The sequence below is a fragment of the Brevibacillus ruminantium genome, from assembly GCF_023746555.1.
Lineage (GTDB): Bacteria > Bacillota > Bacilli > Brevibacillales > Brevibacillaceae > Brevibacillus > Brevibacillus ruminantium.
In genome coordinates this window covers 120,637-133,844 of sequence record NZ_CP098755.1, presented here as the reverse complement: position 1 = coordinate 133,844, position 13,208 = coordinate 120,637, and the positions used below count along the sequence as shown (strand labels likewise).

Genomic DNA, 13,208 nt, shown 5'->3' with positions numbered 1-13,208 from the left:
TCACAAGAGGCTACCCTATTCTTGATTGCTGTACGCATATGCTAGCTGACGATTCTCGGTCGTTCCAGCTTGGGCATTCCGTGTACCTGGATCGCCGACCATTGCGGAACAAATCTGTCAATTCTCGCCACCAGTACGGTCATGTCATCCACGATCTGGCCGGAATGCTGCCGGATCACCCTCTCCAGCAACAGATCAGCTACCTCTTGCGGATCATTGGTCTCCAGCTCCGAGAGAATCCGCTTCATCCAGGCCTGGCGGTTCTCGATATGGCGCGGCGCTTCGTAGATGCCATCTGACATCATCACGAGCAGATCACCTGGCTTTAAGGTGCGCGAGATGACATCCACCTCGATCTCCTCCAAAATCCCCACCGGGAGGTTGTTAGCGGTAATCGTAATCACATCGGCCCCTCTTTTGACAAAGCTGGGCGTAGACCCGATCTTGACGAAGCGTGTATGTGCAGTCTGCAAGTCGACCAGGGCAAGGTCCACCGTCGCAAACATTTCATCGGTCGAGCGGAGGGCCAGAACCGAGTTCACGGTTTTGATCGAGAGCTTCTCATCGAGGCCGGAGCGAAGCAGCTGCTGAAGCATGTCCAACGCCGATTGGCTCTCCAGATAGGCACGCTCTCCATTGCCCATCCCGTCACTGATTGCCAGCGCCATCTTTCCGTTGCCCAGATCCATCGTTCGGAAGCTGTCCCCCGAAAGCAGCTTTCCGTCTTTGGCCGCTCCGGCAACCCCTATATCAATCTCAAAGGTTTTAGCTGATGTCAGGCACATCGTGCAGCTCCCGTCTTTTTGCGCCTCACATTGCCGCTCCCTCACCACGATGTTCTCGCCCAGAATCTCCGTCAGCATCGGAGCGACGATCTTGGCACACTCGTCTCTGCCGTAACAGGAGGGTTGGCTGATTTCGATATCGACCTTGCCCTCCTCCAGGTTGTGAATCTCGACGCGCCGCACAGACAAACCCAATCCCTCCAAGGCTTGCGAGACCTGCTTTTCCTGCAGACTCAGCTCCATGCCTTCCCGCTGAATCTCGCGGGCAAAATCGCTCATCACCCGGGAGACACCGGACAGTTGATCGGCGACCAGCTTGCGGCTTTCCTTTACTTGTTTTTTCAACAGATCAAAGGCTTGCTGACGATCGTACTCCTGTTCCATGACCGTGATCACCTTTTCCGTCTTGATGCATCTTCTCTCCCATTCGCGCGGAGGTGCCACTCCGGCCAACGATCCCGTCTCTTGCACCTTCTCCATCATCCAGACCATCCCCTGGTACACGGCCTCCGTATCTCTTTCCCAGCACTGCTCTCTTTTCCAGCAACGCTGGCAGGTAAACTCTGTCACCCGGCTCAGCAAAGCATCTGTCTGTTCATCGTACTCTTCGGCATCGGCTGTCTGGGCGAAGCTGCGGGAAAGCTGGACAAACAGTTCGGAAAACTGCTGAATCTTGCCGGCTGTCACGTCCCGAACCCTGCGCATATACATCTGATGCGACTGCAGATTTTCCGGTGTTCCGGGGATAAATCGCGAGACGTTTTTCCAGACACCCGCCGGAGTCAGCAGGAACAGGATGATGGCAAGTCCGGTTTCCACCAGCGACAGGTATAAGGTTTCCTCGGCTCCCCCATAAATGGCCAAAATGGCGGTACCCATCAACAGACCGGCCGACACACCAACCTTCCCGCCCTCTTTCAAAAGACCGGCCAGCAGACCGGAAAACGCCAACAGATTAATCTGCATTAACGCATTGACATTGGCCAAGCTGAGAATCAGACCCGTTACTACTCCTACCGCCGCTCCAATCGTGCCTCCCCCCGCAAAGGCAAACAGCAGCAGCAGGTACCGCGACAAAACATGCTCCATGGACAGGCCCTCAATCGTCCAGTCTACCGTTCCTGTCATCAGGGATGCGAGCAGGATCACCAGGGAAACGATCTCTTCGCTTTTTAACGGCTCATACGGCTTCGCCAGATGAATGATCGACAGAGACTGTATAAAAATCAGGGTGAGCACAAAGCTGAGAACAGCTTCCACCGCCACCATGACCAATTGGTAGGTGTTCACCTGATTGGTAATCGCATCAAACAAGAGATGGCTGCTAAACACGGTGACCAATACGAGCAGCGGTGTCCGTGAGAAGTCCTTGCGACGCAGCCGCTCGCTCCATTTGCAAACAGCCAGTGAAAGCGCCACGCTCATGACAGCCTGCAACCCCATCGGAACCGTATGCGTAAAGGCGCCCAGAATCAGGGCCGCACCGCAAGCCAAAACGGTGTCCTTCCGCAAGTAGTACATTACCATGAAATAGGGAACGATGAAGGGAGTCAATTCCTCCAAAATCAAGGCTCGTCCCAATAAAAAGCCCATGAGGAAGGGTAGCAGCTTCCATTTCTGAACCGTTTCCGCGATTTTCTCTCCCCAACTTCCCGTTGTGGAATCCCATTGTTGTGAGACACGTCGTGCCCACATATGACCGGTACTCGTAACGTTTTTATTGATCATGACCCTTACACCACCCCGTCTACGTTTTCATGTGGTTCCCATTATACGAAGGGGGTGTTGTAAATTTTGTCAAAAAACCAAAGTGTATTCTATAAATCGTGCGACAAATTCATTGACGCGTTTGGACAAAATACGGTCTACCTTTATACAAAAGCTTTTTTGGACAAAAAAAACCGACGTTTTGGCGGTCTACGTCGGCTGACAGGTGATTCGCGCTTTTGCGAAACGGGCTTATTGTTATAGATTCGTCACGATTTCAAAATGCCCTTCCTCGATTTCTCTGCAAATTGCGCTTTTCTATAAGAAAGAAAAATCAAAATACTCAGAAATTATTGGGATTAACGACTTCGTCCCCTCTTGTCCCGCTTTTTTCTCAAAGACGTCTGGCGATCTTCGCTCTCTTTGATAAATCGGTTCAGCTTTTCTTCAAAGCCTTCCGTTCGCTCACGATGCTGGCGAGGAGGCCGCTCTTTTTCTTGGGCTTTCTTGATGGAGAGACCGATCTTTCCGTCCCGGATATTCAACACCTTGACTATGACCTTGTCCCCGAGCTTCAGGTGCTCGTGAATGTCCTTTACATACGTCGGTGCAATCTCACTGATGTGGACGAGCCCCGTTTCACCTCCGGGCAGCTCGACGAAAGCACCGAATTTCGTGATGCCTGTCACTTTCCCTTCCAGTTTGCTCCCCACTTCAACTCCCATAGACGTGAAAAGCCTCCCTTTGGTGTAGATGTCCCTGAACGCCTATTCCGGTATCACGTAAATGCTTTCTCCTGGTTTTGTGTAGAAGAACTGCTTTCGTGCCAGCTCTGCGATGTACTCCTCGTCATAAAGGCGGCTGGCCTTGTACGTAAGCTCCGCCTGCTCATTTTGGACGGCAGTGATTTCTTGCTTGAGTAAGTCAAGCTCTGCCTTTTTCTCGGCCAGGACTCCGCTTTGCATGTAAAGGGTATAGCCAGTCCAGATGAACAAGCAAAGCACGAAGAAGAGAACAAGGCGGATTCTGCGCTTTTGTCCTTTTCGATTATTCGGTTTGGAGGGGGGGACGGTCTTCAATGTTTGCCACCTCGATTGCAGTTACTTCTGCTTCTTCTTTCCGGAGAATAACCATTTCTTGAACGAGCCCCAGAATCCTGCCCATTTTCTGTATATTCCTTTCCCCAAATGCTGACCCCATCTGGCAAAAGGAGACGATAAAAATCGAATCAGCTTCCAAACGTATCCAAAAATCGTCATGATGATGGTCATCAAAAAGGTAACGACCATGAAGATCAATTTATACAAAAGTAACACGGGTCGAACAATTAGGGTATAGATCAATAGTACTATGGTTCGATATAACCAACGTAGAAATTTTATCACGGCATTCAAGAATTGAATATACTTCTTACTTCCTATGACAAAATACACCCACGCACCAAACAACATACCCAGAAATATGGGGAACCGCACAATTCCGTCGTTTACCTGGATGAGAATCCAGAATACCAATGCCATGCTGCCTACCCAAAACAGGATATCCAGAAAGAAAGAGAGCCAGACCGGAATTTTTCCCTTTCTCGAAAACACGTGGTACGTGTCAAATCCCATTCCGAGGATCGCTCCGCACGCTGTCATGGCCAGAACGGTTTGAAACTGAACGGCGATACTCACTTGAATAACTTCCCGAAAAATCCTCTCGACCGGTCTGTGGCCTGCCCTTGTTCCAGATACGCCAAATCGTGTACCAGTCCCTCAATAGCCACTTCGCCAGTCTCCAGGCTCAGATTTTTCATGTGCAGGTTCTGTCCGCGTATGGTTAAAAAGCCGCCTTCCGTCTCCAGCAAAAACTCTTCACTATCAAAGCTCTCGACGTTTTTCACTCCGGAAATCGCCAAGCTGCGTCGATTGATCATCACAACTTCGTGGCGTGGACGCTTCACATGGTCGTTCATCCCTTTGTCCTCCTCACGTACCATTTCTTGTACCATAAATATGGGGAGGGATGTCCTTTTAGAACAACAAGCCTGCGCTGCCCTTCCAAATTTGATCCGTAGGGAGGGAGGGCAACCGCACTTAGCTCGCGATCAAAAAAGGAGTACTTTCCGGGAGAGGTCCCGAAAAATACTCCTGATTTGCTTGTACCCGCAAAAGGTTGGCTTTTGTCAGGTTATTTGAATACGGCATAATGGCCGTTGTTAAACGAAATCTTGTACTGCAGTTGATCAAGCACAAAACGCAGTGGAACCACCGGCACATTGTTTCTCGCTTGTACGGCTACCGGCAGTGTAACGTTCTTGCCATTGACCGTCGCGATGTTGGAGCCCACTTTGAATTGAATCGTTTTGCCATTGCCTACAATTTTCGCTGTGCTGTTGGTGAACGTGGTCGAAACGCCCAGACCATCCCGGAAGAAAGGTGCCGGCATCAGCGTATGTCCGTTGACGGCAAATGGTGCGGCTGGCAAAGCAATCTTCTTGCCATTCTTCATGAAGGAGCCCACGCTCGCCTGGAACGTAACCGAGTTGGTCGGTACGACATTCACTGTGCGCGAGAACAAAATGCCTGGTTCCTCGGAAGAGTAAACGCCGATATTGTACACGCCACCTGCAGCAGGTGTGACGATTCCCGACGTTTCGAGCATGCTGATGTTGACTCCTGTTTTCGCAGGAATATCTTGTCCGGGAACGATAATCAGATTTTGTCCGCGCACGCCCACGAATGCTGGAGTCACGCCGTTGAGTGTCACTGTTTGCGGCGCAATGTAGGCCGGAACACGGAAACCGATCGGCATGACGATCTCAATAAAATCGCGGTTTTTCACCAAAGGCATGCCCAGGGAACGGATCGCGACTTGCATCCCGGTTGCCGTCTGCGGCAATGATTTGGTCAAGGTTAAAGTAGCCGAGCTGTTGTCCACCTGCACCGGCACCGGTGGAGGCGTCGTCGGCTGAGTCGGATTGACAATCGGTGTGCCGGAAATATCAAAACTGCTGGAATAATACTTTCTGCCATCGACCGTGACAATGATGTCATAGCTTCCCGGGGTGTTCGGGTTGCGCACGAAAGCATCATAGTCAAACTCGATGTTCAGCTTGTTGCTGTTGGTAAAGCCGGACGGTGTACGGAATGACACTTTGCTTCCGCTTACGCCCAGTGAAGAAACGTTCTTCCCGTTTACTGTCACGTACAGGTTGGAGATAACCGGCGGAATCATCTCCGTACGCGGGAATTCGACTGAGATCGGTGTATCGGCATAGACGCGTTCGCTCAGGCTGACATCAAAGCTGTAGCTGGTCCGCGCTCCTACGCCCTTGTCGGAGAGCCTTACATCAAACGCACTCCGTTTGCCTCCCTTGATCTCAAAGCTGTCGGTTTCGTAGTCTCTGCTGTCGTACGTAATCTTGTACGTGTATTTGCTGCCAGACTCCGGGTTTTTGATGCCGGCATCCGAGGAAAATTCCAGCTTGAGGTTGGTATCCCCGTCAGCGCCTTTCGGGATCTCAATTTTCACCCGGTCACTGCCCGAAATCGTAACATCTGCGGCTCTGGTTCCGTTCACCTTGACATCGGCTTTGTCGATTTTTCTCGGCAACATGTCCCGGTGAGGGAAGTCCACATAAATGTACTTGCCCTGCTTCAATTTATCCGATTTGTCCAGGTTAAACTTTCCGATCGTAATCGATGTGGTTGCGCCTTCTTCATAACTGCTTTGGCTGACCGATACGTCTTTGGAGCTGTTTTTGCTGCTGGAAGAGCTGCTTCCGATCTGGATATAGTCACTATCTGCTCTTTCATTTTCTGTTTCCACACTGATCGTGTATCTGCCCTTGCTGGATGGATTGGTGACACGATCAATTGTCAGCGTAAGAACCGTACCAGAACTAATTTTTTCATCGACGGTGATCTCGACACTTCGCGATTTCACTTTGACCTTATCGATACTAATCTTATGCCGATCATCATCTCTCAGGGTGACATCCGATTCGCGCAAATTTTTAATACTAAATCCAGAATCGAATTCGACTGTGATCGTTTCTCCTCTTCTTAAATTTTCGTCCAGTTCAAATTCGAGTGTATATTCGGTTTCTTCTCTCGTATCGGTATCCTCGGCTTTAATATCCTCCAGTGTCAGTGCATGAGCCGTCATTGGGCTAATTGCTAACGGTGCAGTAAGTACCGTGGCCGCCATCAGCGCAGCCAGTCCCTTTTTCGCGCTTTTGTGCATCACAAAGACCTCCTTTTCCATGCAACTCTCTCCATGATAGGAAAAGGTTAGTGAAAAAGTCGTTACAAACAGGTAACGATTTACTATCCTGGGCATAGTCAGCCAACATGGACGCAATGACGATGACGTTAAAAGAAAAAAGACTGCACGGCTCGCAGTCTTCATCCTTTGCTTTTCATCCAGGACAGAAGCGCCCATCGTCTCTCTGTCCGCTTTTTGTATTTGGGCAATCCCCGGTAGACCTCCACAGCTTCCGAAAAGGCTTGGCGGGCTTTTTCCTTTTGCCCGATCTGGGTGTAGAGCATACCCAGCTTGTAATACACTTCCGCCGATGAAGTTTGAATCCCTGTCAATTCTTCCAGATAGGCCAGGGCCTTCTCCGTCTGATTGTGTTTGGCGAACGCCTCTCCCAACCGCAGATAGGGCTCTCCGTATTTAACCCGGGGATTCATCTCCAGCGCCTTTTTCAGAATGGCTTCCCCTTCTTCTACTCGGCCTGTTTTGAGCAGACAGATTCCCCGGTCGCTGATCACTTCCGCTGACTCTTGCATGATCAATGCCACTTCATCCAGGTAGGCCAGCGCCTCCTGGTACTGGCCTTTTTCCATCAACAAACGGGCCAGCTCTACTTTTGCCGAGGTATCATGCGGGTTTAGCCGCAGCTCCCGACGCAAAGCAGCGATCCGACTGTTCCGCCGAAACGGCTTCGTCACATCCGGCAGCAGGCGAACAAAGCGCAAATCGAGTGCGTACAGAACGATCAGGATGATGAGCAATGCCACAAACGGGTTCCCCGTAATCCACCACAAGATCGAAAACAACATGACTTTTCCCACAGTCTCATCCCTTTGCATCACAAATCTATCTCTACCTACTTATTATACGGATACCTGAGAATTGTTGTCAAATACTGGCACGGGTCCCTCTCTTTTGGGCTGGGGAAAAAGTGCGCTTCCGCTACACTCCTTTTAGATAGTCATTTTCCTCTTTTTCATCACGCGGCACAGGCACTTCGCCGATCACCCTGTAGAGTGAAGCAGCCTCTTCCTTGCGCGGGTTTTCCTTGATATCTTCCACTTTGACGGAAACGATTTTCTGTCCAAAGCGGATATCCAGCTTGTCGCCGATTTTGACCGAGCTGGAAGCCTTGGCCGGTCGGTCATTGATCTGCACCCGGCTTTGGTCGCACACATCTTTTGCCAGCGTCCGCCGCTTGATTAAGCGGGACACTTTGAGATACTTGTCCAATCTCATCTTGTCATCTTCTCCTCATCCTAGCCGTTTGGCCTCTTCCCACCATTTATCCATCTCTTCCAAATTGGTTTCGTCAAAGCTGCGCCCGGATTCGTGCAGCTTTTGCTCAATGTAGGCAAAGCGGCGGGTAAATTTCCGATTGGTTAATGCGAGGGCTTCCTCCGGGTCGATTTTCAGGAATCGGGCCAGGTTCACTACCGCGAACAGCAGATCGCCCAGTTCACCGGCCTGTTCCTCCGCGGAAGCTTCCCGCAGCTCTTGGTATTCTTCTTCGATTTTTTTGTACACGTCCGCGATGTCATCCCAATCAAAACCGACATGCGCCGCTTTTTTCTGCAGCTTGTAGGCGTACATCAGAGCCGGCAGGTCGCGGGAATGCCAGCCAGCTTTGATTGCTTCTCCAAATCGATACCCTTGGCCGCTTTCTCCTGTGCCTTGATCTCCTGCCAGTTGGCCAGGGCCTCTCCGGCATCTTCCGCACTTTTGTTCCCAAAGACATGCGGATGGCGGCGGATCAGCTTTTGATTCAGCCCGGCCACGACGTCGTCCACCGTGAAGTAACCGTCCTCTGCAGCTATTTGCGAGTGGAGCATAATCTGCATCAACAGATCGCCCAGCTCCTCGCACATGGCATCAGGATCGTCATCGTCGATAGTCTCCAGCACTTCATACGTTTCTTCGATCAGATTCTTGCGGATACTCTGATGCGTCTGCTCTCGATCCCAAGGGCAGCCTTCCGGGCTGCGCAGGATTGCCACAATCTCTTTGAGGTAGGAAAACTGGCGGTACCACACGCTGTCTTCCTTGACCGGCCCTACATATACCAGAGTCAGATTGCCAAAGTGATCCTGCCGATCCAGCTCGTACAAGGGAACCGTCTCGACCCGCTCCTGATCCCTTACCCCGACGGCGGTCGCTATGGTAACCGGGAACTCATCGGGCAGGACCTCCATCAGTGTGAGCTTTACCTCAGAGGCGACGTGCGCATCATATACCTGGGCAATAATCGTATGCAGGCCGGGATGCACCTGCTCCGCCTTGAGAGCTGTCCCGTCTAGAAGGGAAAAGCCTTCGATCGGGTCGATCTGCAAACGGGCAAACAAGGGATCAAGGAAGCTTTGACCTCCGCCAATCTCAATCCGGATACCCTGCTCTGGCCCTTCCTGCAGCAGCATCTGCACAGTCCGCTCTGCCACCAGAGGGTGACCGGGAACAGCGTACACGATCTCTTTCTCCTCCGCCGCTTTGTGCAGCAGCGTCTCGGTAATTTCTGCGTATACTTGTTCAAAGCTGTCGTGTCGCTCATAGATGTCGTCAAATGATGCATAGACGACGTTTTCCGGCAGTTGCGCTACAACCGGATGATCCGAGGTGCGCAAATAGAGACGGGACGCTGTCGTCAGCAGCCGGTACAACCCGTACGGCAGCTGATCAAGATCACCTGCGCCAAGCCCCAGTACCGTGATTTTGCCTTTGTCATTCATCAAGTGAAAAGCCTCCCTCTATGGGTGAGAAATATGTGCCTATGTACGCAGCAGCTTCATACGTGCGAGTAGAGAGGCAATACGCTCTCCCTTCGGCAAAAAGCGAATGTCTTCCCGGGTCAATCCGCCTGTTTTTAGCAAGGCGATCAGATAGACGACCCCGCCGGCCCCGACCGAAACGAGGCCAACCAGCGTGTAAAGCAGCCGGTTAGAGGTAATCGCCCCCTGCAGCAGGAAAAGCATGCCCCACTCCACAATCAGTACGACGATCCCCATTGCGACTACCGATAAAAACGGTCTCCAGGCAATCCGTTTCAGCCCAATCCGGGCACCGGTGTACTTTTGCACACCCAGTACGTTCAGCCCCATGGCAACCAAATAAGAAATTACGGTCGCCAGGGCCGCTCCGGAAATTCCCCAGAACGGAACCAATACGAGATTGAGTATCAATTTGAATAGAACCCCGATAAACAGGTTGCGCGCAGGTCTCATCACTCGACCCAGACCCTGCAGAATGCCCGCGCTGGCAATACTCAAGGTCGCAAAGAGGATGGTAAAGGCTTGAATCGCCAATGCTTGCGTCCCTTTATCATCACCGTACAGCATGACGTTGATCGGTTCCGCCAGCAAAGCCAACCCGACCGAAGCCGGCAGTCCCAGTAAAAACGTGAGGCGAATAGCGACCTCCGAGCGTCCTGCAATCACACGGTGCTGCCTTTGCGCTGCCGCCTCGCTAATCGCGGGAACCAGAGCGAGTGACAGCGAAGTGGCAAAAAACGTTCCAAACTGGATGAGTGGCTGACTGCGGTCAAACGCCCCCTTGACCAGCTTGGCCGCATCCTCATCGATCCCGCTCCATTGCAGCATATTGACGACAGTCATGGAATCCACCAAAGGGATCAAGGGGAGCACTAAGGCCCCGAGACAGATCGGAAGCGCGTAAAACAGCAGACTGCGAAGCACTTGCCGGTTCGACCAGGTGGACTGACTGGCGGCAGGTGCTTCTGATCCTGCCAGTACATGTGACTGCTTGCTCTTTCTCCAGTACCATAGGAGGACCAGGATCGCTGCGACTGCTCCCGGGAAGGCGGCAAATACAGCACCTGTCCCTGCCAAGTAGGCATCCTGGTATACGCTCATGGCCCACCAGGCTGCGACTAAAATAAAAATAACCCGAACCAATTGCTCGATGACTTGTGATACGCCTGTCGGCATCATGTTTTGATGCCCCTGGAAATAGCCGCGCAGGATCGCTACCATCGGCACGAGCAGGAGTGACCAGGCTACTGCCTGAAGCGGACTGGCCAAATGTTCGTCTCCCATGGCACGGGCAATCAGCGAGGCTCCGCCGTACAGAAACAAAAAGAATACGAGACCGAGGATCACCAGCATCATATTGGCAACGCGAAACGCCTTGCGTGCCCCGGCGGCATCCCCGACGGCGATCCGTTCGGAAATGATTTTGGAAATCGCGATAGGAAAGCCTGCTGTCGCTAAAATCAGCAGGGTTGTATACAACGGGTACACTTGCATATAGACGTACAAGCCGATATCGCCCGCGATGTTTTGGTAGGGTATGCGGTACACCGCACCCAGGAGCTTGGAGACAAGACCGGCCGCTCCCAAAATGGCGGCGCCTTTCACGAATTGTACCGAAGCCTTTTCTTGAGCCATGTGTGTGAATTTTCCCCTCTCCAACCACAAACTGCGTACATTATACCACAACCGTTCAGGCCATTCGAAAACTGGGCTTCGCCCAGCTCTTTGGCGTTGCCTTCGTTGCACCTATACGTTTCTACGTTCAACCTATCAAACATATTACAACCATTCTTTCCGAAAGTACAAAAAAACAGCCCCGAATCGAGGCTGTTTCATCCATCTACTGCTCCATCTGTTTGGCGAGAAACCCTGCTGCCGTTTCTGCCATTTTGGTTTCCAGGTCACCCATTTTTGTGGATTCGTTTTTCGTGAGGAGAATAACGGAACCGATCGGATCACCGCCAGCTACAATCGGCGAAACCACGAACGAACCGTAAACTTCATTTAAATCGCGACACAGCTCATACGTGCCTGCATTTTTCTCCAGCCTTGTTTTCCGATCCTCGAGACATTTCTCCACAATGCTGCCAATGGATTTCTCCATGTACTCTTTCTTGGAAGCACCCGATACGGCAATGATGGTGTCACGGTCAGAGATCAAGACGATATGATTCAGGCTCTCGTACAGAGAGTCGGCATATTCCTTGGCGAAATCACCCAGCTCTCCAATCGGAGAATACTTTTTCAGGATAACTTCCCCATCGCGGTCCACAAAAATCTCCAGTGGATCGCCTTCGCGAATGCGCAGCGTACGGCGAATTTCCTTTGGTATCACGACCCGGCCGAGGTCGTCAATTCGACGAACAATACCAGTTGCTTTCATGTCATGTTGCCTCGCTTTCCTGAGAAGTGGGTTGTGAATTGGTTGGTGGTTACCTGTATTTTTTCCTCAGATTCTCATTTTCACTACGGATTGTCGGCAGCAACATTTTCCAATGTTTTCGGTTACTCTCCCCCGGGCGGTAGCGAGTGATTATAGTATTCACTCCCGCTTCAAATATATGCGAGAAAACGAAAAAACAGGGAACCGAAGTCCCCTGCTTTTCCTGTTTATTTTGAAGCCGGTTTTGTTTCCGGAATGTTGTATTTGGTAATCAGCTTGTCCAGCTCTTCTTTGTTGAAATGGTCGTATGCCTGCTCCAACGCCTGACTTTCCAATTGTTTCTTCATTTCGTCAAACGTTTTTTCCTTGCGGCTTTCCACACGCATGATATGGTAACCATAATCCGTTTTCACCGGGTCGCTGATCTGGTTCAGCGGCAGCTTCAGGGCTGCTTCCTTAAATTCTGGTACCCACTGGGTGACATCGGCATCAGCATACAGGCCGCCAGTCTCTTTGCTGCCCGGATCGTCCGTATTTTCGGTCGCCAGCTTCGCAAAGTCTTCCCCTTTTTTCAGGCGAGCTACCAATTCATTCGCCACTTGCAGGGTTTCTTCCTGATTGTTGTTGTGCTTTTCGAAGGATACGAGGATATGACGCACGGAAGCAACGGTCAGAGATTCCTTGTCCATTCCTTCATACAGCTTTTTCAGCGTAGGCTCGTCAATCCCTTTTCTCAGCACGGTCATCGATTTGTTGATGAGTTCCATCTGGCCGACGACGGTTTCTTTGTCCAATCCTTGGTTGCTCATCAATTTTTCAAACTTGGCATCATCCTTGCCGAGCAATCCCATGTATTGGATTTTCAGGCTCTCAAAGGTTTGCTCTGCCAATTCCTTCGCTTCTTTTTCCATCGCAGCATCGGCGCGGGAGGCCAGAATCTTGGTGGCGGTGTATTCCCGGGCAAACATTTTCAGCGATTCCTGGTCAGCCGATTCAATCATCATTCCCTGCATGGGATTGAGGAAATTAATGACACGCAGGAAGGTCTCGAATTCTTCAGCGCTCAGTGTCCCGTCCTTATACTCGACAAGAGCGGTTTTCGGCTCAACCGTATACGGCAGTGTCAGTTTTTTAAATTGGTCAAGCACATCATCAGGCTGGGTTGCCTGTTCTCCGTTTTGCGCAGGTTGGGTCTGGTCAGCAGGCTTGGATGCAGAGTCCTTTCCGGCTGCCCCGCCGCATCCGGTCAACAGAGACACAACCAGTACTGCTGATGACAATAAAGCAACAGATCGTTTCATCGTTTGTCGATCTCCCTTCTCAGAA

11 protein-coding genes and 1 pseudogene are annotated in these 13,208 nt (G+C 51.3%); all 12 read right to left on the bottom strand.

The window, feature by feature from the left end:
* Positions 1–41 precede the first annotated feature (41 nt).
* The 12 genes and pseudogenes from spoIIE to NDK47_RS00705 all read right to left on the bottom strand — a co-directional run bounded on the left by spoIIE (position 42) and on the right by NDK47_RS00705 (position 13,183).
* On the bottom strand, positions 42–2,513 hold the full coding sequence (spoIIE, locus tag NDK47_RS00760; RefSeq protein WP_251873005.1) for a stage II sporulation protein E: 2,472 nt from the start codon (positions 2,511–2,513) through the stop codon (positions 42–44).
* A 338-nt stretch (positions 2,514–2,851) separates the two neighbouring features.
* The gene (locus NDK47_RS00755) at positions 2,852–3,217 is read right to left on the bottom strand and encodes a S1 RNA-binding domain-containing protein (protein ID WP_251873004.1); all 366 of its coding nucleotides are present in this window, start codon (positions 3,215–3,217) and stop codon (positions 2,852–2,854) included.
* A gap of 42 nt (positions 3,218–3,259) precedes the next feature.
* Positions 3,260–3,571 (bottom strand): FtsB family cell division protein, encoded by a 312-nt coding sequence (locus NDK47_RS00750; RefSeq protein ID WP_251873003.1) that lies wholly within the window; start codon positions 3,569–3,571, stop codon positions 3,260–3,262.
* Positions 3,572–3,592: 21 nt separating this feature from the next.
* Positions 3,593–4,168 (bottom strand): spore cortex biosynthesis protein YabQ, encoded by a 576-nt coding sequence (yabQ, locus tag NDK47_RS00745; protein ID WP_251873002.1) that lies wholly within the window; start codon positions 4,166–4,168, stop codon positions 3,593–3,595.
* Positions 4,165–4,449: a sporulation protein YabP gene (yabP, locus tag NDK47_RS00740; protein ID WP_251873001.1), complete on the bottom strand. Its 285-nt coding sequence runs from the start codon at positions 4,447–4,449 to the stop codon at positions 4,165–4,167. Before yabP ends, yabQ begins: the two co-directional genes overlap by 4 nt.
* A 215-nt stretch (positions 4,450–4,664) precedes the next feature.
* The gene (locus NDK47_RS00735; RefSeq protein WP_251873000.1) at positions 4,665–6,722 is read right to left on the bottom strand and encodes a copper amine oxidase N-terminal domain-containing protein; all 2,058 of its coding nucleotides are present in this window, start codon (positions 6,720–6,722) and stop codon (positions 4,665–4,667) included.
* A 161-nt stretch (positions 6,723–6,883) separates the two neighbouring features.
* Positions 6,884–7,558 carry a tetratricopeptide repeat protein gene (locus NDK47_RS00730; RefSeq protein WP_251872999.1) on the bottom strand — a complete coding sequence of 225 codons (675 nt, stop codon included), beginning with the start codon at positions 7,556–7,558 and terminating at the stop codon, positions 6,884–6,886.
* A 121-nt stretch (positions 7,559–7,679) separates the two neighbouring features.
* Positions 7,680–7,976 carry an RNA-binding S4 domain-containing protein gene (locus NDK47_RS00725; RefSeq protein ID WP_251872998.1) on the bottom strand — a complete coding sequence of 99 codons (297 nt, stop codon included), beginning with the start codon at positions 7,974–7,976 and terminating at the stop codon, positions 7,680–7,682.
* A gap of 15 nt (positions 7,977–7,991) precedes the next feature.
* A pseudogene (yabN, locus tag NDK47_RS00720) lies at positions 7,992–9,460 on the bottom strand (bifunctional methyltransferase/pyrophosphohydrolase YabN).
* 39 nt (positions 9,461–9,499) lie between these two features.
* Entirely contained in the window at positions 9,500–11,134 is a 1,635-nt protein-coding gene (locus tag NDK47_RS00715) for a putative polysaccharide biosynthesis protein (RefSeq protein ID WP_251872997.1), read from the bottom strand.
* A 205-nt stretch (positions 11,135–11,339) separates the two neighbouring features.
* Positions 11,340–11,882, bottom strand: a complete 543-nt coding sequence (spoVT, locus tag NDK47_RS00710) for a stage V sporulation protein T (protein WP_251872996.1) — start codon at positions 11,880–11,882, stop codon at positions 11,340–11,342.
* A gap of 227 nt (positions 11,883–12,109) precedes the next feature.
* Entirely contained in the window at positions 12,110–13,183 is a 1,074-nt protein-coding gene (locus NDK47_RS00705; RefSeq protein WP_251872995.1) for a peptidylprolyl isomerase, read from the bottom strand.
* Between the last annotated feature and the right edge of the window lie 25 nt (positions 13,184–13,208).